The sequence below is a fragment of the Flavobacterium bernardetii genome (assembly GCF_011305415.1).
GTDB lineage: Bacteria > Bacteroidota > Bacteroidia > Flavobacteriales > Flavobacteriaceae > Flavobacterium > Flavobacterium bernardetii.
In genome coordinates, this window is record NZ_JAANOQ010000002.1 from 243639 (window position 1) to 265157 (window position 21519).

Here is a 21519-nt window from a genome sequence, read left to right on the forward strand (position 1 = left end):
TCAATTACGATGGCTTTTTATAAATTTTTTATAAAGATTTATTCTTTCTTTAATTCTAATTTTTCGGCAAAATAATCACAGAAATCTGTCATTGCTCCAGCCATTTTTTCATCGCCTGTAGCGCGTTGGAACGTGTCTGTCATCGCTACTAATGTTTGGTGAAAAAAGATTTTCATTTCATCCACTGGCATGTCTTTTGTCCATAAGTCAATACGAAGCGTTTCTTTCGCTTTCGCATCCCAAATAGATAATAAAACGGTTTTTGCTTCTTCATTATTTACACCACCATCTTGTGCAGACCAAGTTAATTTTTCTGGCACATTATTTTGATCTAATTCGATATTTACTTTAATTTCAGATGTTTTGCTCATACTTATAAATATGTTACTCCGCTGGAGTAAATTACAGGTTAGTTTTTTGTTTTGTATTTTCTAGATGAATTACTTTTTTTAATTTTTTTATTATTTCAAATCGTACATCCCAAATCGTAAGTCGTAAATTGTAAGTCGTAAATCGAATACTACTTCTTAGGTTTATATCCAGATTTATTAAATATAACTGTTGGTTCTGTTTTTAGAAGTTGTTCTAAAGTTACATCGTTATTTTCCATGTAGCTTTTTACAATTTGCCAACCCAACCATTGTCCAACTCTACCAGGTGATTCTTTATCAATATCTAAGTAAAATTTAGTAAACGGCCCGTCTTCAATAAATCGTTGGTAATTTTTGATGTTATTATCGTATAATAATTTCTCATTTACTAAATAACTCCACATTTGAGATTCATTTTCGATACAGAATTTTTCTTGCATTTCTGTATATCCTATTTTCTGATAATTAGGAGTTTCGGGAATCAATACGTCTTTTAAATAGTGTAATTTCCCAAAATAAATCATTTCACTAATTAATGTTTTATCTTGTGATGGTACAATTTTTCTAAAGGCAAAATTCGTTACTAAATCGGGTAACATTTGATGTGTTTCTAAATTTGCTTTTTGATATTCTGCAAAAGGCTCATAAAATTTATGATTTTTTCCTAAATAAGTATCTAAAGAAATTAAAATTAAATCGTTCGTGTAAAACGCTTTTTTGTCAATTAAAACTTCATTAACAAGTGTAATTACTCTTGGGTTTTTTTCTTCAGGAAAATAATGTTTGATACGTGAAACCATCATTTCTAATCCTTCTTCAAATTTCTTATTATCTGGAAACTGTTTTTCAACTTCGGTATTTAATTCTTTAAAAATTGGGTCGCTTATTTTCGCATACCAAATAGAATCAGGGAATTGTGTAGGAAATAAAAAAGGATATTGGTTTTTTAAATCGGGTAACGTTTTTGGTGTAGCTGCTGCATATAATTTGTCAAAACGTTCTATATTTAAATCTACTGATTTTTTGACGTCTACCATTTCAACTGCATCATTTTTTTTGCATTGAAGGAAGAAACATCCTGAAATTAGTAAAAAGATTAATTTTTTCATCGTTTGAAATTTACTATTTTTATCAAAAATTATTGAACTGCAAATATATAATTATATAGCTAAATTATTTATTAAAATTATGTCAAATAAAACAACGTTAAATTTAGAAGGAATTCACGGTCATATTGTCAATTGGTTGAAAACTTATGCAGAGAATTCTGGTGTAAAAGGTTTTGTAATTGGAATTTCTGGAGGAATTGATAGCGCATTAACTTCAACATTGTGTGCCCAAACAGGTTTTCCAGTTTTATGTGTGGAAATGCCAATTCATCAAGCGGAAAGTCATGTCAATAGAGCAAATGAACATATTGACCAATTGAAAAAACGTTTTCCAAATGTTTTTAACGACAGAGTAGATTTAACGCCAAGTTTTGAAACGTTTAAAAATAGCGTGTCAACTTGTGAAAATGAAAAAGCTTTAAATTTGACTTTGGCAAACACTAGAGCACGTTTAAGAATGACAACTTTATATTATTTAGCAGGAATTCACGGTTTTTTAGTTGCTGGAACAGGTAATAAAGTAGAAGATTTTGGCGTTGGATTTTATACGAAATATGGTGATGGTGGAGTAGACGTGAGTCCAATTGCCGATTTAATGAAAAGTGAAGTGCGTCAACTTGCCAAATTTGTAAATGTGCCTGAAAGTATTTTAATAGCTAAGCCAACTGATGGTTTATTTGGTGATGATAGAAGTGATGAAGACCAATTAGGTGCAAGTTATGACGAATTAGAATGGGCTATGTTAGAAATGGAGAAGGGAAATATTCAAGAAAATTTTGAGGGAAGAAAAGCGGAAGTTTTCAGAATTTATAAGAGGTTAAACAGCATCAATCAGCATAAAATGCAGCCCATTCCGGTCTGTGAAATTCCGAAAGAATTTATAATCAGATAAATACCACGTTTTTTGATTTTTTTTTGTTAATTTTGTGTAATAAAATTATTGCTAACATTTAAAAAACAGAATGGTATGATTACACTTTGTTTAGCAGATAATTCTCCAGTTGTTCACTTGGGAATTCAAACGTATTTTAAGAATAGTACTACGATAAAAATTGCAGAAGTAGTTTCGAGTTTTGATGAATTACAATCAGCAATCTCTTCTTCTTCAGTTGATTGTGTTGTTTTAGATGCCGAATTAAATGGTTTAAATAGTATTTTGAAAATTAAGAAATTATTACAGGAAAATCCAAAATTAAATGTAATTTTTTTCACCAATGTTTCAGATACTTTGTATGCGCCGCCAGCTATAAAATCTGGTGTAAAAGGATATGTTTCAAAAACTATTGAATTAAGTGAGCTAGAAAACGCGATCATTAACGTAAATAATGGGGAATTAGTTTTCAGTTCTGAAGTTAAAAAGGCTATTGAAATTTTAAATAAAACGAAGAAATCTGACCGTTTATTTAAAAAATTATCTACAAGAGAAATTGAGGTATTGCGCTATTTTAGTGAAGGAAGAAAAAACAAAGAAGTTGCTAAGATTTTAGGTTTAGACGAAAAAACCATCAGTACGTATAAATTACGTTTGCTTCAAAAATTGAGCGTTACAAATTTGTTGGATTTAATCAACAAGGCGAAACAATTGGAGATTATCTAGAGAATTACTTTATAGTCACGAATTTTAAATTTTTTTTTAAAATTCGTGACTTATTTTTTTAAAACCGAACCATAACTCGACCTAAGTTCTTTGCAATAACTGTTGTTAAAGATAAATAGTCTTTTATAGTAGTTAAAATTTCGGTGTTATCAACTGTTACATCAGCGGTTATGTTGTTTTTATTCTCTTCAATGACTTTGTTTAATAAATACCATCGGTAAGATAAAATGGTTTCAGTTACACTTTGTGCTAAATTGATGTTTTTTTTCTCTACTACGATTTTTCTATTTTCCCATTTGTGCAAAATATCGCGTTCTTCTAACATTAAAATAGAAGTGATTTTGTTTGCAATTTCAGGTGAAGTTTGAGAAATATATTTATCAATTTCAAATTCCAAATTCTGATTGTAGTAGTTTATGATATCTGTATAAATCGTTTTGAAAATCGGATTTGATAATTCAATTTCATCTTCTTGAAGTGCCAAATATATTTTTTCGTAAACTTTATAAGCGTTAGTTTCTTTAACATCTACTAAATTCCCGGTTTCATCTTCTGCTAAGAAAGTCTCAGTAAAATCTTCTGTTTCCGAACCGTTTACTAATAAGATTTCAATTATTTTTTGTTCTAATTCATATAAAATGTCAATTTTTGCAGGTTGCAAATTCTCATTGTTTTTATGAACTTCAAATGCTTTTTTCTCTTCTGTGAATTTTTTATTCGCATCAGAAACATCCTTTTTTTCTATTTGTGCTAGAGTACTACGAATTACTTCTTCCGTAATATCCATGATACGTGAACATTCCTTAATGTAAATTTCACGTTTAATGAAATCTGAAATTTTAGAAATACTGTTCACCATATCTCTAATTAATTCGGCTTTTTTTATCGGATCGTTGTTGGCTTCTTTGACTAATAAATCGGCTTTAAACTGAATAAAATCTTTGGAATTTTCGTCTAAATATTGTTTTAAAACTTCGTACGAATTGTTCTTAGCAAAACTATCTGGATCTTCTCCATCAGGAAAACTACAAACTTTTACGTTCATTCCTGCTTCCAGAATTAAATCGATACCTCTGATAGAAGCGCGTAAACCCGCTGCATCACCATCAAAAAGAACTGTAATATTGTTGGTTAAACGATGCACTAAACGAATTTGGTCTGGCGTTAAAGCCGTTCCAGAAGAAGCCACCACGTTTTCAATGCCACTTTGATTGAACTGAATCACATCGGTGTAACCTTCTACCAAATAACAATTGTCATGTTTGGCAATAGATTGCTTTGCCTGAAAAATTCCGTATAAAACTTTACTTTTATGATAGATTTCGCTTTCTGGCGAGTTTAGATATTTGGCTGCTTTTTTATCGTTGGTTAAAATTCTTCCACCAAAACCTAAAACTCTACCGCTCATACTTTGAATAGGAAACATCACACGACCTTTAAATCGGTCAAATGTTTTACCGTCTTCTTGTTTTACAATAGTTAATCCGGTTTTTTTTAGATATTCTAATTTGTAGGCTTTTCCTAAGGCTTCTTTCGTAAAAGCATCCCAAGAATCTGGAGAATATCCTAATTGAAATTTTTCAATCGTATCTTTTGTAAAACCACGTTCTTTAAAATACGATAAACCAATAGCTTGACCTTCATCTGTATTCAGCATCGTTTTATGAAAATAATCTCGGGCAAATTCCGAAACCAAATACATGCTTTCTTTTTCGTTGGCTTGTTCTAAATCTTCATTGGTCACGATGGTTTCTTCCACTTCAATTCCGTATTTGTTGGCCAAATATTTTATGGCTTCCGGATACGTAAAATGTTCGTGTTCCATTAAGAAAGTAACAGAATTTCCACCTTTTCCCGAGCTGAAATCTTTCCAAATTTGCTTCACTGGCGAAACCATAAACGACGGCGATTTTTCGTTTACAAACGGCGAAAGTCCTTTCATGTTACTTCCGGAACGTTTGAGTTGTACGAAATCGCCAATGACTTCCTCTACACGAGCTTGGTCAAATACTTTTTCTATGGTTTCTTTAGATATCAATTTGGAAATTGGGTTTTAGCTGGTAAAAATACAATATTAAAAAACATAAAAAAAACCTACAAGAAAATTCCCTATAGGTTTTTAAAAAAGCGCATTGTATATAACTCAAAAAATGTAATTCTACTTTTTAATTGATATCAAAACGTAATCCTAATGAAATGTTGTTTTGGTCAATTGGGTTGTTTTTAAACATCGGATTTAAATCGTATTTTAAATATAATGATGTGCTTTTGTGCCCAATGTAAGCGCTTAATCCGTAAGTGAAATCGTTTACATTGAAATCTCCTTTTTGTTTTTCAGAAATTTTATAATCATTTATTTCGTACGCAATAAATTGTTTTGAATTGGTGTTTATTCCAACAAATCCTCCAATTCCAAAACGAGCACCTTTGTGAGATTTGAATACTTTCTTATCATCCACTGTTTTTGTTTTAGAAAAATCAAATTCTAAATGCATTGGTACCACAAAATAAACGTTTTTAAAATAAGTTTTGCGTGCTTTTGTATCAACTCCAGCGTCTACTAAAATGGTTTGGTTGTCCACATCTGCAAAAACTCTGTTGTCTGTTGCGTGTAACATATTGTACATAAATCCTAAACCATATTTTAAATGTAAAAGATTACTGTTGTTAGATAAACGTGTGTTCCAAGTAAGACCCCATTCATAAAAAGTAGAACGACCATAACCAAATTGAGAGTTCGCTACTGCGCCATCAGTTACAACATTGTTAAATCCTGTAGCAAATACAAACTGACTTGTAGTTCTGTTTTCCGATCTGTTTGGATTATTTTTTTTCGATTTAATATTGATTAAATTCGAAGTTCCATTATCCGTAGAATCTGTAGGTACTGTTTGTACTTGGTTGGTAATTAGTTCTCTTAAAGCCGTTTCATATTCAGCAGTTCTAGTTTCCATGTTTTTTGCACGTTCTTCTGCTGCTTTTGTCTTTGCTTTGTCAGCATCTTCTTTAGTGATTTTTCCTAATTCGACTTCTTTATCAATGGCTTCAATTTCTGCTTTTAAAGCTTTTTTCTCTTCTTCTGCAATGGTTTTAATATTGATTGCAATGTCTTTTGCTTTTTGTTCGAAAGTTTTTTCTTGAGCACTTACAGTATTTACTAAAGTCACTAAAGCAATACTGATGTATAAAATAATTTTTTGCATGATTTCTAGGTTTTTTAAATTGTTTTTTTTGTTTTTAGATTTAACTTTTTGTTTTTAATGGTTGCTGAGGTTCTCGAAGCCTAATTATAGTTTCTATTTACGAATGCAGATTTTGCTTGTTTAAATTTAGTTAACGCTTTGTCTTTTAACGATTGATCGAGCTCTGATTCAACCGAGTTAAGTAAGTCGTTAGGGTTTACTTTTAAAGTAGATTTGTGCGTAGTTGTATTTCCATCTGGCTTTTTATTACCTTGTACTTCGGCAAGTAAAGTTTCTGAATTTACGTTGGTATGCGTGTTTTTTTGATTGGTTTGTTCTTGATATTTATTATTGTTTTCGTTTTTGGTAATTGCTTCTTTTAGTTTTTCAGTTACAGCTAAATAAGAATCAAATTTAGATTTGTATTTCGAATTATCATTTTGTTTAGAAACTTTTTTTGTTGCTGAATTTGTTGCTTTTGGTGTGGCGATTGCTAATTCATTTTGGGTTTCTGGTAAAATTATAATTTCTGTATCATCACTATTTTCAACTTCATTTGTAGGTGTTTCTTTTGAAATAACTACTTCATTTGTTGGTTGTAATGTTTCTGATTTCTGGTTTTGTTGAAAAAAAACGTAACCCATTCCTGTAAACAGTAAGAAAGAAGCAGCAATTTTTAACCAGAAATAGTTTTTAGGTTGTTTTTTCTCTTCGGCAACAGTTAGCATAGCGTCTAATCTGTCCCAAGCTTGTGCAGAAGGTTCAATTTCGCGAGAATTGAATTTCTGTTGTATGTTATTATCGAAATTATTTGGTTCCATTGCTCTTGCTTTTTAATTCTGTAATTTGGGTTTGCAGTATTCTTTTTGCGTGTGACAATTGTGATTTTGAAGTGCCTTCAGAAATGTTTAATAACTCGGCAATCTCATTATGTTTATAGCCTTCAATGATATATAAATTGAAAACTGTTTTATATCCTTCTGGTAAATTATCTATTAATAATTGAATGTCATCTATAGAAAAATCGCCTTCCATTTCGTAATTGTCTTCTTCTTCAGAATAAATTACATCGTCTATGTCTTTATGATTAAAACTGTTTTTCTTAACTCTTAAATAATCAATGCATTCATGAATCATTATTCGTCTTATCCAACCTTCAAAACTTCCTTTGTTTTCGAATTTTTTCAAATTGGTAAACATTTTCATGAAACCGGTAATCATTACATCTTCCGCATGGTGAATGTCTTTAATATATTGTCGACAAACACTTAACATTTTAGAAGCATATTTTGAATACAACTGCTGTTGGGCTTGGCGATTATTTGCTATCGCTTCGCTAATGAGTTGTTGTTCGTTTTTATGTAATGCTATTACTTTCATATTTTAATGTCAATGACAATTTCAATGTCAAAAAATCAAGTTTTATATGTTTCTATTAGTATAGACGATTCTTGTTTTTAAATGGTTGCATTGTTTTTTAAAAAACTTTCAAAAATCAAATTTTAAATGCTTCTATTATTATAGACGAGAATGGTTTTAAAAAGGTTGTATAAAGTTTTAAAATTTAATCAAAATTAGAATTAAATCTTTCTTTCAATCACGTAATTTACCATTAAAGTAAGTGAATCTTTATAAATAGAAGTAGGGAAGTCTTGGATAAGTAATAATGCTTCTTGTTGAAATTGCATCATTTTTTGTTCTGCATATGTAAGTCCGCCGTTGTTTTTCACGAAGGCGATTACTTCTTTGACGCGTTTTTTATCTTTATTATGATTTTTTATCGAATTGATAATCCAACTTTTTTCCTTTGAAGAACAATTGTTCAACGTATGAATTAAAGGCAAAGTCATTTTTTGTTCTTTGATGTCAATTCCAGTTGGTTTTCCGATGGCGTCTTCGGTATAATCGAATAAATCATCTTTAATTTGAAATGCCATTCCGATTAATTCACCAAACTTTCGCATTTTTTCAACTACTTCTTTGTCTTCTGGAAGTACAGAACAAGCGCCAAGAGAACAACAAGCCGCAATAAGTGTAGCGGTTTTTTGACGGATGATTTCGTAATAAATATCTTCAGTGATGTCTAATTTTCTGGCTTTTTCAATTTGTAATAATTCTCCTTCGCTCATTTCACGAACGGCAACTGAAATTATTTTTAACAAATCGAAATCGTTATTATCTATGGAAAGTAATAAGCCTTTTGAAAGCAAATAATCGCCAACTAAAACCGCAATTTTATTTTTCCAAAGTGCGTTTATTGAGAAAAAACCACGACGTTTATTACTATCGTCAACCACATCATCATGAACTAAAGTTGCTGTGTGAATTAGTTCAATAACTGAAGCTCCGCGATATGTTCTATCATTTACTTCTCCGCCCGAAACCATTTTCGCAGTAAGAAAAACAAACATTGGACGCATTTGTTTCCCTTTTCGATTTACAATATAATGTGTAATTCGATTCAGTAGCGCCACTTTAGAAGACATAGCTTCTTGAAACTTCTTTTCGAAAAGTTCCATTTCATGAAGTATGGGTTCTTTAATTTGCTCTGTGATTTTCATAGTGTGTCAAAAGTAGCAATTTTCAAGTTAATTTACTAACTCTTATTTGCCAATTGTCCACAAGCGGCATCAATATCTTTTCCACGGCTTTTTCGAACTTTAACTACAATATTATTTCTTTCTAAAGCAGTAATGTAATCTTTTGTAGCTTGTTCATCGGCTTGTTGAAAATCACCATCGTCAATGGCGTTGTATTCAATTAAGTTGACTTTACAAGGCACATGTTTACAAAATTTAACCAATGCATCAATTGAAGCTTTATCGTCATTGATGTTTTTCCAAACTACGTATTCATAAGTGATTTTGCTTTTTGTTTTGGCGTACCAATATTCTAAAGCTTCACGTAATTCTGGTAATGGAAAACTCTTGGTAAATGGCATAATTTCATTTCGAATCGCTTCAATCGCTGAGTGTAAAGAAACCGCTAAATTGAATTTCACCTCATCATCCGCCATTTTTTTAATCATTTTTGAAACACCAGAAGTTGAAACGGTAATACGTTTTGGTGACATGCCTAATCCTTCGTTTGACGTAATCATGTCAATTGCTTTCATTACGTTTGGGTAATTCATTAAAGGTTCGCCCATTCCCATGAAAACTATGTTAGAAAGTGGTCTGTCATAATACAGTTTACTTTCATTATCAATCGCAACAACTTGGTCATAAATTTCACCAGGTGTCAAATTTCGCATACGTTTCAAACGAGCAGTTGCGCAAAAATTACAATCTAAACTACAACCAACTTGACTAGAAACACAAGCTGTTGTTCTGGTTTTTGTTGGAATCAGCACACTTTCTACAATTAAATCATCGTGTAAACGAACGGCATTTTTAACTGTTCCGTCTTCACTACGTTGCATGGTGTCGACTTTTACATGATTAATGACGAAGTTCGCTTCTAACATGGTACGAGTTTCCTTTGAAACGTTAGTCATATTTTCAAATGAATGTGCACTTTTGCTCCATAACCATTCGTAAATTTGATTCCCACGAAAGGCTTTGTCTCCGTTAGTTACGAAAAATTCTCTTAATTGCTCTTTTGATAAAGCTCTGATGTCTTTTTTGTCTGCTTGCATGGTGCAAAGATAGCATTAATGTGTCAATTTATCAATTTGTCAATATGCCGATATTATAATTGATCAATTGTTATTGGTTTTTGAAATTGTCATTGCTATTGAAATTCGTACTTTTGTGCTTTGAAATTTAAATAATTATGCACTTTATATCAGAAGATTTAGAAAATTACGTAGCCAATCATTCTCAACAAGAACCAGAATTATTGGTAAAGTTGAATAAAGAAACACATCAGAAAATTTTGCAACCAAGAATGTTAAGTGGACATTTTCAAGGTCGAGTTTTGAGTATGTTATCTAAGATTATTCATCCGAAAACTATTTTAGAAATTGGCACTTACACGGGTTACGCGGCATTATGTTTGGCGGAAGGTTTGCAAGAAAACGGAACTTTGGATACGATTGATATAAATGAAGAATTAGAAGAAATTCAACAAAAATATTTTGATTTGTCTCCTTATTCGAATCAAATAAAACAACATATTGGTGATGCGATTGAAATTATTCCAACCTTAAATAAGAAATTCGATTTAGTGTTTATTGATGCAGATAAAGAAAATTACATCAATTATTTTCACTTAATTGTACCGTTGATGAATAAAGGTGGAATTATTTTGTCTGATAACGTATTGTGGAGCGGAAAGGTTTTGGAAGAAGTAAAAGCTAACGATAAAAGCACGCAAATTTTATTAGATTACAACAGAATCATCAATGAAGATGAACGAGTAGAAACCGTATTATTACCTATTCGTGATGGGTTAACTGTTACTCGGGTGAAGTAGATTTTTTTGAAATTCTTTTAATGCAAAACCAATTACAATCAATTGGAAAGGCATCATGTAGCGAGAAGAATTTACAGGTCCAGAAATCAAAAAATTATAAACAAACAATATGAATAAATACAAAATTAAATTACTGTATTTGTGTTTTGCTATGTGTTTAAAAAAATAAAAATATTTAAAAATATTAATAAAGAATATTGGTATTAATAATATAATTATAATAATCATTTTGTCTTTAAAAAGAGATTGTATGGATTTATTTCCATTTAAAATTTCTAAGAAACCTTGCTTTCCATCTTCTTTATCGAAAAAAGTCATTATGTCAAATCTTCCTGGATCAAAAACACCACGAATTGCAGTTTTTAAATGATAAAATGAATAACTAAAAAAGTTATTTTTAATTTCGTTAAAACCTACATTTTTTAAATAAATATTTTGTTCTTTAAAACTTTTATCAACATAATTTTTGTTCTCATAAACTTCTTTGTGCCATTTGTCAGCTTCCTTTTTTCCTAGTTTAGAAGCTTTGAAATAATATAAATTATAGTTTATTAAATTATAGTTTTCTATTGAAGAAAAATGTTTGAAACCAGATTTTTGTTCATTATGAAATAAGTATAATTGTAAAATTATAACAGGAAAAAATAACCAAAAGCTAAAAGTTTTATTTTTGAATAAATAGTAAGCAAAGAATAAAAAATTAATATAAATAAAAGGATAAAAAACAGGTTTTGTAAATGCTAAAAGAACGGTTATTACTTGAATAATTATAAAATTTCTTTTGCAAAATGGTTCTAATAAAACTAATGTTAAAATATTGATTAATAATAAAACTATCCATTCGGACATTATTAACTGAGAATAAATAAAAATACTTGGAGTCAAAAATAAAATCACAACTAATAAATTTGAAATTTTTACTTCTAACTTTTTTAAAATTTTGAAAAATATAAAAACGCTAAAAAAACTAATTATTGTCTGAATACCAATTATAAGAACAATTGGGAAGTTAACAAAAAAGGATAAGAAGAACGGGTAAACAAAAGGTCTTTTAGTGGTTAATTCAATCTCTGATGTGTTTTCAAAATAGCTTAAATTGTTGATTAATTTAGCAACTTCTAAATATTCGTGAGAATCTGCTAAAAAATAATTTCCAGATAAAATTCTAAAAAACATGAACAAGAAATAGAATAAACCAATATAGGCTAAAACTCTTTTTTCTTGCTTTGAAAAACTGTTGCAATTAAAAAACATAAATTTATTTTTCCTCGTGATATTCTTCTTCAGTGTTAATGCTCCAAATATTTGATTTATCTGTAATGTTGTTTTTTATGTTTTGAACCGCTTGCATTGCAGTAAGCATAGAATGGTCTTGGTTGTTATATTTGTGCATGCCATTTCTTCCGACTAAAAAAAGGTTTTCAATTGTATCAGTAAAATTTTGAATTTCATTAAACTCGGAATAACTTCCAAAATATGCTGGATAGGTTTTAGGAACTTTAATAACTTTTGAGTCTAATACATTTTCAAATGAATTAATGAAACCTAATTTAATCATTTCATTGGTGGCTAATTTAATCATTTCTTCTTCGGAAAAATTCCAAATTTTATCAATATCATTGCAGAAATATTCTAAACCAACCCAAGTTTTAGAAGTGTCTGAAACCATGTGTGGGCTCCAATTGTTAAATATCTGTAATCGTCCAACTTTGACATACGATTCTTGAATATAAATCCAGTTGTCTTCTAATTTAAAGTTAATGTGGTTCAGAAGTAACCCAACAGTGATAAAATCTCTATACATTAAGCCATTTGCAACTTCTTTTGCTTTTTTAGGAACATCAGAACTTAAACTTTTTATTAATTCTTTTATTGGCATTGTAGAAATGCAATAATCACATTCTATGGTTTCTTTATTTTTAGTTAAAATATTTTCGATAACAACACTTAAAACTTTATTGTTTACAATGTTTATTGCCGTAACTCTGTTGTTTTGTTTTAATATAGCTCCATCATTTTTTATTTTTTCGGCAACGGTCTCCCACATTTGACCAGGACCAAATTTTGGATATAAAAAATATTCTATTAATGAGGTTTCTTTGTTTTTTTGACTTAAATCCTTCTTGTTGGTTTTAAAAAGAGTTGAGATAGCATTCGTTAGTGTTTTAGTAATAGATAAACCTTTTATTCTTTGCGCACCCCATTCTGCACTGATTTCGGAACAAGGAACACCCCAAACTTTTTCAGTATAATCTTTGAAAAATGTTTTGTATAATCTGTTTCCAAATCTATTTATAAAAAACTGTTCTAGAGTTTTAGGGTTTTTTATTGGGAAAAGCACTGATTTTGTATAGCTTAAGCCTATTAAAAAAGTATTAAAAAAACCAAGATTAAGTATTGTTTGAAGAGATAAGCTAATTGGATAATCGAAAAACTTATTGTTGAAAAAAATTCTAGATTTTCTTTTTCTGACTAATAAAACATTGTCATTGTTAGATGTTGAATTGTTTTCAATTTGGAGTTCTTGTTTTTTGTTTTGATAAGTTAGTTCAACTTTTTGTTCTTCAGAATGAATAGGTAAAATTTCTTGCCACCAATTCATTACCACATCTGATTTTGAAAAAAAACGATGACCTCCAATATCAATTCTGTTACCATTATGGTTTTCAGTACGAGAAATTCCGCCCCAAAATTCACTCATTTCTATAACGATTGGATTGATGTCAGTGCGTTTAGTAAATTCATAAGCTGCTGTTAATCCTGCAGGACCACCACCAATTATTACTGCTGTTTTTTGGGTTTTCAAGATGTAATGTATTTAGAAATAATTTTCAAATAAAGCCTATAAAACAAAATCCCTACTAAGGTTCCGAAAATATAACCAGAAATAATATCTAAAGGAAAGTGTAAGCCTAAATAAATTCGGCTATATGCAAAAATTAAAGGGTATAAAAAAATCAAATAGCTGTATTTGTAGTAACTTCTTAAAACTAAAAACACAAACATCATTGCGGCCATTGAATTAGCAGCATGACCTGAAAAATAACTAAAAGTTTCGCTGTCTTTTACAATTCTAATTAAGCCAACTAATTCTTCATCATTACAAGGACGAATTCGTTGTACAGAGAATTTTATTAAATCGGTAATTTCGTTGGTGAAAGTGATTAATGCAGCAACTGTAAGTAATACAATTACTAATTGCTTAGTTCCTATTTTTTTGTAAAGAATTACTAAAAGTAAAAGGAAAAAAGGAATCCAATTGAATTGTTTGGTCACTAATAACCAAATACCATCAAAGGGTTCAGAACCTAAATTGTTTAAAAAAATAAATAATTTTTTATCTAAATTTATTACTTCTTCAAGCATTACATTTGACGTTTTATTGGTCCAGATAAGTTTTCAATATCTTCTTTAATTTCATTAATTGGATTGGCTAAGTCAATTGGATTAATAGATTTACTCATGCTTTCTTTAGCGCTTGCAATTTCATCTGAAATTCCGCCCGTTAAGCTTTTCATGTCTAAACCGTTATCTTCTGCACCTTTTTGAATTTCGTGTTTAATTTCATTGGTTGCATTTTTCAATTGCGCCATACCTTTTCCTAAAGTTCTAGCGATTTCTGGAATCTTATCTGATCCAAAAAGCATTAGAATAACAATTAATATAAAAAATATTTCGCCTCCGCCAATACCAAACATAGTTTTGATTTTTAAATTTTTAGCTAAAAAATAACCGAACTGCAAAGTTAGTAAAAGTTAGAAGTTAGAAGTTAGAAGTTAGAAGTTTTTTTGTAAAAAAAAGCGAAGTTGAATATCAACTTCGCTTTTTAAAATATTTTATTTTTTTTCGATTTCACTAAATTTATCAACAACCTCTTCTTTTGGCCAAGTGTTATTAGTTACATCAATATCTGCTGTTTCTAATTTTGGGTCTAATTGAATTTTAACTACTTTTTTCTCAGTCGCAAAAACGCGTTTTGTAGTAGTGTTATTTCTTCTCCAAATTTGAACTGGGAATTTATGAATTTCTTTTGTTCCGTCTTCAAAATTTAATTCTGCGATAATTGGCATCATTAAACTTCCTGGTTTTTCAAATTCTACTTCGTAAAAGTATTTTGGGTTTTTTAATTTAGCTCTTTCTTCAACAGTATAGTTTTTAGTTAAGAAATCGTTCAGAATAATAACTTTTTCTTTTTCTAAAGCTGCTTTTTGTTCAGGTTTCAATTCTGTGTTTTCACTATTTACGATATGTAAAAGCGGACCTGCATCTGCAACTTTTCTTCCTCTTCTGTTAAAAGATGCTGTAGTTTCTTTAGTTGCGTTTTCAGTAACATAAAATTGTTTTACGTTTTTAATTCCTAAATCTACTACATCAGTAGAGTAGAACCAACCTTTCCAAAACCAATCTAAATCTACAGCAGAAGCGTCTTCCATTGTTCTGAAGAAATCTTCTGGAGTTGGATGTTTAAATTTCCAACGATTTGCGTATGTTTTAAATGCATGGTCAAACAATTCGTGACCCATAATAGTTTCACGTAAAATATTTAACCCAGTTGCAGGCTTTCCGTAAGCATTAGCGCCAAAATTATAAACCACGTCTCCGCTGCTCATAATTGGTTCTAAAAATTGTTGATTTCCTTTCATATAAGGAACAATTAATTTTGCAGGACCTCTATCTACTGGAAAGTCTTTTTCAAATTCTATTTCAGTTAAATATTCTAAGAAAGTATTTAAACCTTCATCCATCCAAGTCCATTGTCTTTCGTCAGAATTTACAATCATTGGAAAAAAGTTATGACCTACTTCATGAATAATTACACCTAACATTCCGTATTTTACACGGTCGCTAATTTTTCCGTTTTCGTCTGGACGACCAAAATTCCAACAAATCATTGGGTATTCCATTCCTTGGTCTTCAGCAGAAACTGAAATCGCTTTTGGATAAGGATAATCAAAAGTATATTTTGAATACGTTTTTAAAGTATGTGCAACCGCTTTGGTAGATAAGTTTTCCCAAAGTGGATTTGCTTCTTTTGGATATAATGAAATTGCCATTGGTTTGTTGTTTCCAACTTGAACAGCCATTGCGTCTAAAATAAATTTACGAGAAGTAGAAAAGGCGAAATCTCTAACGTTTTCTGCTTTTAAATGCCACGTTTTTTTAGCTGTAGAAAATCCTTTTTCTGCTGCAGTTGCTTCTTGTTGTGTAACAATTATAACTGGCTTGTCGAAAGAATTTTCAGCTAATTGCCATCTTTTTACTTGTTCTGCCGTGTATACTTCGTTTCTATTTTGTAAAACTCCAGTTCCGTCTAAGATGTGATCTGCTGGAACTGTGATTTTTACATCATAATTTCCAAAAGTTAAAGCGAATTCACTTCTTCCCCAGAATTGCATATTTTGCCATCCTTCTACGTCATTGTAAACACACATTCTTGGATAAAATTGAGCAATAACATATAATTTATTTCCATCAGGAAAAAGTTCATATCCAGAACGACCATTGCCGCCATCCTTCATGTAATCATTAATGTTATACCACCATTTGATTGAGAATACTACTTTTTCGCCTTTTTTCAACGCTTTTGGTAAATCAATACGCATCATTGTGTTGTTGATGGTGTATTTCATGGCGTTACCATTTTCATCTTTCACATATTCCAAATTGAAACCGCCATCAAAACTTTTACCCATATACGTTTTTGTAAAGTCTTCTGGTGAAGTTGACGATGGCATTATTTGAGAATCTATCAAAGGCGTTTGAGAATCTCTTTTAGCGATGTTTTGATCTAATTGAATCCATAAATAATCTAAAGATTCTGGTGCGTTATTATAGTAAGTTACCGTTTCACTACCATACATTTTTGATAGTTTATCGTCTAATTCTAGATTAATTTTATAATCAGCACGTTGCTGGTAATACGCAGGTCCGGGTGCTCCTGAAGCTGTACGAAACATGTTTGGCGTAGCCATTTCGGCATACATCTGACTAAATTTGTTAATATCAGTATGACCTTGATCTTTTTTTGCTTCTTCTTTTTTTACTTCCTGTGCGAAAGAAGTAATAGATGTTAAAAATAAGAAAGCAATTGAAATTGACTTTTTCATATAATGTATTATTTATATTTCAGTTTTTGGTTGGTTTCTGTATTAGTAAACAAAATTGTTTTTTTGTTACCATTAATGTTTAAATGTACTAAATTTTGTTGTTCGCTAAAAATATCAGACAAAACATTGTTTGTAATATCTAATTCTTTTATGTTGTCTTTAAAATTAATTTTAAAATAGCAAATTACAATGTTTTCTTCCTGCTCTTTGCTTAAAAATTGAATAGTTTGAATTTTATTATTGATTTTAATTTTAAATTTTTCTTCTAAATATTTTGCAATATAACTATTTGCATCGGGAACTTCATCCTTAGTTGTAATGTAAAAATGTTTGTTGTGTTTTTTGTATAATGCTTTTTCTAAGTCGTCAATAAATAATCGGGCCGTAATTTGTACTGCTTTTTTTTCTTTAAAATAATCCACTTGAAAAACCCCAACATAAAATTTATGAAAAGTGAAAGCGCTTGTAAGTACAAAAAGCGTTACTAATAAACTTATCTTAATCTTATTCATCTTTTTTTGGTTCTATTTCTGGTTTTGAAATGGTTGTGTCTTCTGTTTTTACTTCAATTTTTTCTTCTACTACTGGTTTCGGGTAATAAGGTTGTAAGTTTTTTAGTTTTAAATAATCTACTGCTAAAGCACTCATTCTAAAGTTTATTAGCGTTTTGTTTTTTGCTTTTGCTGCAGCTTTTAATTCGGCATCTTCAACAATGTAAAAAACATATCCTTCAACGTATTCTTCAGGAATGTGTAATTGATTTGTAATAAATTCAGAATCAAAGTTTGAGATAATTTTATTTTGTAAATATTCTTTTCGTTCTACTTCTAATTCAGCTTTTAATTGTTTAGTTCTTCCTGAAATCGCGTTAAAAATTGGGTCAATACTAAAAGCAGTATTTAATCCAAATTGCCCATCAAAAGCGCCGGCTGTTTTTAAACGGCGTTCTGCAGGTGTGTATTTTCTTTGTCCTTTCGGAACTAAACCTAATGATTCAGCGCTTATGTCATCGGCATTAGTGACCATAATTTCTTTAATATGACGAGTGTAAATATCTAACTTTATGAAAAGTAAATCTTTACCAAAATCTTTTTTTGTAACAATATGTTTTTTGCCAACTAAATGAATAGCGCTAAACATAATGGTGTCATTTACTTTAGCTTTTATTTTAAAATATCCGCCATTTCCGGAAATTGTATTAGTTTTGTTTGAAATATTTACAATAGTAATTCCGTCATTATCGTTGGTTTCAATAATGATTTTACCCTTAATTATAGAGTCGTTTTGCGACATCACAAATTGAGAGAGTACTAGGAATAGTATTTGTAAGTAGGTTTTAATAATACAAAAATTAATTTTTTGTAAAAATATAAGAACAAAATCACAATCAATATAAAATTTTGTTAAGAATAGCGTAAAATTTTTAGAATTTATGAAAAAAGTTATTATTGCAAGTACATCAACCGTTTTTGGTGGAACTTATTTAGATTATTTGCTGCCAACATTAGCAACGCATTTTGCAACTGTTTCTAATTTGGTTTTTATTCCATTTGCGAGACCTGGCGGAATTTCTCATGAGGATTATACAGAAAAAGTGAAACCCTTTTTTAAGCAATTAAATATTGAAGTTAAAGGAATTCACGAGTTTGAAAACCCAATTGAAGCCATTAATAATGCCGAAGCTATTTTTACTGGCGGTGGAAATACATTTGTTTTGGTGAGTATGTTGTATAAATTTAATTTGTTAGATGCGATTCAGAATGCGGTTGAAAACGGGACACCTTATTTAGGAACAAGTGCAGGAAGTAACATCTGCGGTTTAACAATGGGAACTACGAATGATATGCCAATTGCGTACCCACCAAGTTTTAGAACTTTAGGTTTGGTTTCTTTTAATTTGAATCCGCATTATTTAGATCCAATTGAAGGTTCACAGCATATGGGTGAAACAAGAGAAACGAGAATTGGTGAATTCCATCATTATAATCCGCAATCGGTTTTAGGATTAAGAGAAGGAAGTTGGCTAGAAGTTTTAGGGAAAACAATTACTTTAAAAGGGAATTTACCTGCAAGATTATTTCAACAAGGCAAAGAACCAATTGAATTGGAAACAGGAAGCGATTTAAGTAATTTGAGATAAACACAAAAAAAAAGCCTCAAAATAATTTGAGGCTTTTGAGCGAAAGACGAGGGTCGAACTCGCGACATTCAGCTTGGAAGGCTGACGCTCTACCAACTGAGCTACTTTCGCATGGTAGAATTTTGTAATTCAATAAATTTTAGAGCGAAAGACGAGGGTCGAACTCGCGACATTCAGCTTGGAAGGCTGACGCTCTACCAACTGAGCTACTTTCGCATTTTTTTGTTTTGGTGAGTGCAAATATAGTATGAAAAACTGGTTAAATGCAAGTTTTTTTATCAAAAAAATATAATTTTTTTAAAATTAAGTTGTAATTTATTAATTTATAAATGGTTATGAATAAAATAAAAGTAAAAAAAATTACATTTCTAGACACTTTTCCTGTTAGAAGTGCTGTTTTACGACAAGGAAAACCAATTGAAACTTGCTTTTTTTTAGGTGATGATGATGCTGAGACAACTCATTTTGGATTATTTAATGATAATAATCTAATTGGTGTGGCTTCTGTTTTTAAAGTTCAAAACGAAAATATCGAAAAAAACAATCAATTTCAACTGCGTGGAATGGCTGTGTTAAGCGAGTGTCAAGGTAAGGGTTTTGGTAATGTATTATTGGAAGAAATTTGTAAGTTTGCAATAGCAAAAAATGCGGAAGTTTTATGGTTTAATGCCAGAGAAAATGCGGTGAAATTTTATCAGAATTCTGGGTTTTCTGAGTTGGGAGATTCATTTGAAATTCCTGAAATTGGCACACATTTTGTAATGTTTAAGTATTTTGTCGTTTAAAGAAGTATTTTGGCGATAAAATTTATTATGCACGCATATTTTGTTAAATTTGTTATATGATGAAAAAGTTTTGCTTATTTGTAGTTTTACTATTCGTTGTTTTTATGTCATGTAAGAACAGCAAAAAAGAAGTTTTTGAAGAAAGTGAAGACTATTTCGACACCATCAGAAAAGTTACAATTCATGCCATTCCTGAAGATTTATTAGCGGATAAATCAGACAGTATAAGAAGTTACTACAAGTTGTTTGAAAACCATGAAATTTGGGTGGACCGAGAAAATAGAGAAGATTTAATTTCCCAAATTGAGAAAACTAAAGATGAAGGTTTAAATCCTGAAGAATATAATATCAATAAAATTTTTCGTTTAGAATTAAGAATGGATTCTTTACAAGTAGAAGAAAAATTAGCCTACGATATTTTACTAACACAAACCTATGAAAAGCTTTGTAATCATTACTATAGAGGAAAATTAAATCCAGATGAAGTTTATGATAATTGGGATTTATTCGATAAAAAACTCTCTATCGCTAAGTTATTGAAAGAAGCAATTGATACAAAAAAAATTGCGCCTTCCATTAAAGGTTTATTGCCAACACATCCTATATATTTATCTTTAAAAGGGGCTTTAGTTGAAGTTGATAAATTGCCTGCGAGTAAATTTGATTCTATCGATATTAACCTCAAAATTAAATTTAATGATAATTCAGAAGTAATAAAAAAAATAAAACAACGCTTAGTTTATTGGAAAGATTTAAAACAAGAAGATACTTTATATACGAATAAATTTGACGCTAAAATGCTCAATGCTGTTAAGAAATTTCAAGCCAGACATGGTTTGTTCGCTGATGGCGTAATTGGTATTGGAACGATTAAAGCTTTAAACTACAATAAAGAAACCCGAAAAGGGCAAATTCTAGCAAATTTAGAACGATGGAGATGGTTTTCTAGAAATTTAGGTGATCAGTATATTTTGATTAATCTACCAGATTATGAATTAGATTATGTAAAAGATAAAGATACCATTGCAACTCATAAAATTGTGTGTGGAAGACCTGAAAGAATGACTCCAATTTTATCTTCGAAGTTGTCTAATTTTGTATTTAATCCAACTTGGACCGTTCCGCCAACAATTATAAAAGAAGATCTAACGGTTGAAGCTACAGCAAATAGAAATTATTTTACTAGAAATAGAATTACAATTTATAAAGGAACTAACACGGTTGTTTCTCCAAGTGAATGGAATCCGGAAAAAGCCGAAAGTTACAGATATGTACAAACTCCAGGTTATAATAATTCATTAGGAGTGGTAAAATTTAATTTTCCGAATCATCATTCTGTTTATTTACACGATACAAATCACAGAGATTATTTCGAATATAAATATAGAGCTTTAAGTTCTGGTTGTGTTCGAGTGGAAAATCCTGTTTCTTTAGCAAAAAAAGTGTTGGATGGTCAAGATAATGGCCGTTGGAAAAGTTTAGAAGTAATTAGAAAAGAAAGAGCAGAAAAAGAAGCTAAATTAAAACTGAACAAAAACTATAAGCCTGTAAAATTATCTCCAGAAGAATTAGAAGCAAAACAAAAAATGCTTACTGAAGAACAAGATGCTATTGATAAAATTATTGCTGCTAAGGAAACGTACTATATTAAAGTAAAACAACCCATTTATATCCATCAACTGTATTGGACAAGTTGGTCAGATAAAAATGGGTTGCAATTTAGAGATGATATCTATAATTTAGATAAAATCTTATATAATAAACTGGGGGGAATAGGTGATAATATAAATGACTAATAAAATATAAAGTTTA

21 protein-coding genes and 2 tRNA genes are annotated in these 21519 nt (G+C 30.2%); 6 read left to right on the top strand and 17 right to left on the bottom strand.

Features of this window, described 5'->3' with window-relative positions:
- Positions 1–38: 38 nt before the first annotated feature.
- Both gldC and gldB read right to left on the bottom strand, forming a co-directional pair.
- The gene (gene gldC / locus G6N05_RS06015; protein WP_166125714.1) at positions 39–371 is read right to left on the bottom strand and encodes a gliding motility protein GldC; all 333 of its coding nucleotides are present in this window, start codon (positions 369–371) and stop codon (positions 39–41) included.
- Between the two features lie 149 nt (positions 372–520).
- Positions 521–1480 carry a gliding motility lipoprotein GldB gene (gldB, locus tag G6N05_RS06020; RefSeq protein WP_166125715.1) on the bottom strand — a complete coding sequence of 320 codons (960 nt, stop codon included), beginning with the start codon at positions 1478–1480 and terminating at the stop codon, positions 521–523.
- A gap of 79 nt (positions 1481–1559) precedes the next feature.
- Between gldB and nadE the strand changes: the two genes are divergently transcribed.
- Both nadE and G6N05_RS06030 read left to right on the top strand, forming a co-directional pair.
- Positions 1560–2372: an NAD(+) synthase gene (gene nadE / locus G6N05_RS06025; RefSeq protein WP_166125716.1), complete on the top strand. Its 813-nt coding sequence runs from the start codon at positions 1560–1562 to the stop codon at positions 2370–2372.
- 75 nt (positions 2373–2447) lie between these two features.
- Positions 2448–3077: a response regulator transcription factor gene (locus G6N05_RS06030; RefSeq protein WP_166125717.1), complete on the top strand. Its 630-nt coding sequence runs from the start codon at positions 2448–2450 to the stop codon at positions 3075–3077.
- Between the two features lie 58 nt (positions 3078–3135).
- Here the strand turns inward: G6N05_RS06030 and dnaG are convergent, their stop codons facing one another.
- The 6 genes from dnaG to rlmN form a co-directional block, all read right to left on the bottom strand.
- The gene (dnaG, locus tag G6N05_RS06035; protein ID WP_166125718.1) at positions 3136–5115 is read right to left on the bottom strand and encodes a DNA primase; all 1980 of its coding nucleotides are present in this window, start codon (positions 5113–5115) and stop codon (positions 3136–3138) included.
- A 127-nt stretch (positions 5116–5242) separates the two neighbouring features.
- Positions 5243–6280, bottom strand: coding sequence for a cell envelope integrity protein TolA (locus G6N05_RS06040; protein WP_166125719.1), 1038 nt, complete (start codon positions 6278–6280; stop codon positions 5243–5245).
- A gap of 80 nt (positions 6281–6360) precedes the next feature.
- The gene (locus G6N05_RS06045; protein ID WP_166125720.1) at positions 6361–7080 is read right to left on the bottom strand and encodes a hypothetical protein; all 720 of its coding nucleotides are present in this window, start codon (positions 7078–7080) and stop codon (positions 6361–6363) included.
- Complete coding sequence (locus G6N05_RS06050) at positions 7067–7639, bottom strand: RNA polymerase sigma factor (protein WP_166125721.1); 573 nt, start codon at positions 7637–7639, stop codon at positions 7067–7069. Before G6N05_RS06050 ends, G6N05_RS06045 begins: the two co-directional genes overlap by 14 nt.
- Positions 7640–7839: 200 nt before the next feature.
- Positions 7840–8820, bottom strand: coding sequence for a polyprenyl synthetase family protein (locus G6N05_RS06055; RefSeq protein ID WP_166125722.1), 981 nt, complete (start codon positions 8818–8820; stop codon positions 7840–7842).
- Between the two features lie 35 nt (positions 8821–8855).
- Positions 8856–9896: a 23S rRNA (adenine(2503)-C(2))-methyltransferase RlmN gene (gene rlmN, locus G6N05_RS06060; protein WP_166125723.1), complete on the bottom strand. Its 1041-nt coding sequence runs from the start codon at positions 9894–9896 to the stop codon at positions 8856–8858.
- 137 nt (positions 9897–10033) lie between these two features.
- On the opposite strand from rlmN, the gene G6N05_RS06065 reads away from it, so the two are divergent.
- Positions 10034–10675 (top strand): O-methyltransferase, encoded by a 642-nt coding sequence (locus tag G6N05_RS06065; protein ID WP_166125724.1) that lies wholly within the window; start codon positions 10034–10036, stop codon positions 10673–10675.
- Here G6N05_RS06065 and G6N05_RS06070 read toward each other — a convergent pair.
- From G6N05_RS06070 to G6N05_RS06100, 7 genes are all read right to left on the bottom strand, one after another.
- Positions 10652–11929 carry a hypothetical protein gene (locus tag G6N05_RS06070; RefSeq protein ID WP_166125725.1) on the bottom strand — a complete coding sequence of 426 codons (1278 nt, stop codon included), beginning with the start codon at positions 11927–11929 and terminating at the stop codon, positions 10652–10654. The genes G6N05_RS06065 and G6N05_RS06070 overlap by 24 nt on opposite strands.
- Before the next feature lie 4 nt (positions 11930–11933).
- Complete coding sequence (locus G6N05_RS06075; RefSeq protein ID WP_205729740.1) at positions 11934–13481, bottom strand: NAD(P)/FAD-dependent oxidoreductase; 1548 nt, start codon at positions 13479–13481, stop codon at positions 11934–11936.
- A complete protein-coding gene (locus G6N05_RS06080; protein WP_166125726.1) occupies positions 13478–14041 on the bottom strand; it encodes a phosphatase PAP2 family protein in 564 nt (187 codons plus the stop codon). Before G6N05_RS06080 ends, G6N05_RS06075 begins: the two co-directional genes overlap by 4 nt.
- The gene (locus G6N05_RS06085) at positions 14041–14373 is read right to left on the bottom strand and encodes a Sec-independent protein translocase subunit TatA/TatB (protein WP_166125728.1); all 333 of its coding nucleotides are present in this window, start codon (positions 14371–14373) and stop codon (positions 14041–14043) included. The genes G6N05_RS06080 and G6N05_RS06085 overlap by 1 nt, the downstream gene beginning before the upstream one ends.
- A 138-nt stretch (positions 14374–14511) precedes the next feature.
- Positions 14512–16782: a M1 family metallopeptidase gene (locus G6N05_RS06090; protein ID WP_166125731.1), complete on the bottom strand. Its 2271-nt coding sequence runs from the start codon at positions 16780–16782 to the stop codon at positions 14512–14514.
- Positions 16783–16790: 8 nt separating this feature from the next.
- Positions 16791–17294: a DUF6702 family protein gene (locus G6N05_RS06095; RefSeq protein WP_166125733.1), complete on the bottom strand. Its 504-nt coding sequence runs from the start codon at positions 17292–17294 to the stop codon at positions 16791–16793.
- Complete coding sequence (locus tag G6N05_RS06100) at positions 17287–18075, bottom strand: hypothetical protein (protein WP_166125735.1); 789 nt, start codon at positions 18073–18075, stop codon at positions 17287–17289. Before G6N05_RS06100 ends, G6N05_RS06095 begins: the two co-directional genes overlap by 8 nt.
- A 139-nt stretch (positions 18076–18214) precedes the next feature.
- On the opposite strand from G6N05_RS06100, the gene pepE reads away from it, so the two are divergent.
- Positions 18215–18922, top strand: coding sequence for a dipeptidase PepE (gene pepE, locus G6N05_RS06105; RefSeq protein ID WP_166125737.1), 708 nt, complete (start codon positions 18215–18217; stop codon positions 18920–18922).
- Between the two features lie 38 nt (positions 18923–18960).
- On the opposite strand, the gene G6N05_RS06110 is transcribed toward pepE, so the two are convergent.
- A tRNA-Gly gene (locus G6N05_RS06110) sits at positions 18961–19033 on the bottom strand.
- Between the two features lie 32 nt (positions 19034–19065).
- Positions 19066–19138: transfer RNA gene (locus tag G6N05_RS06115), tRNA-Gly, on the bottom strand.
- 119 nt (positions 19139–19257) lie between these two features.
- Between G6N05_RS06115 and G6N05_RS06120 the strand changes: the two genes are divergently transcribed.
- Positions 19258–19707, top strand: a complete 450-nt coding sequence (locus G6N05_RS06120; RefSeq protein WP_205729741.1) for a GNAT family N-acetyltransferase — start codon at positions 19258–19260, stop codon at positions 19705–19707.
- Positions 19708–19766: 59 nt separating this feature from the next.
- On the top strand, positions 19767–21503 hold the full coding sequence (locus tag G6N05_RS06125; protein WP_166125739.1) for a L,D-transpeptidase family protein: 1737 nt from the start codon (positions 19767–19769) through the stop codon (positions 21501–21503).
- Positions 21504–21519 lie beyond the last annotated feature (16 nt).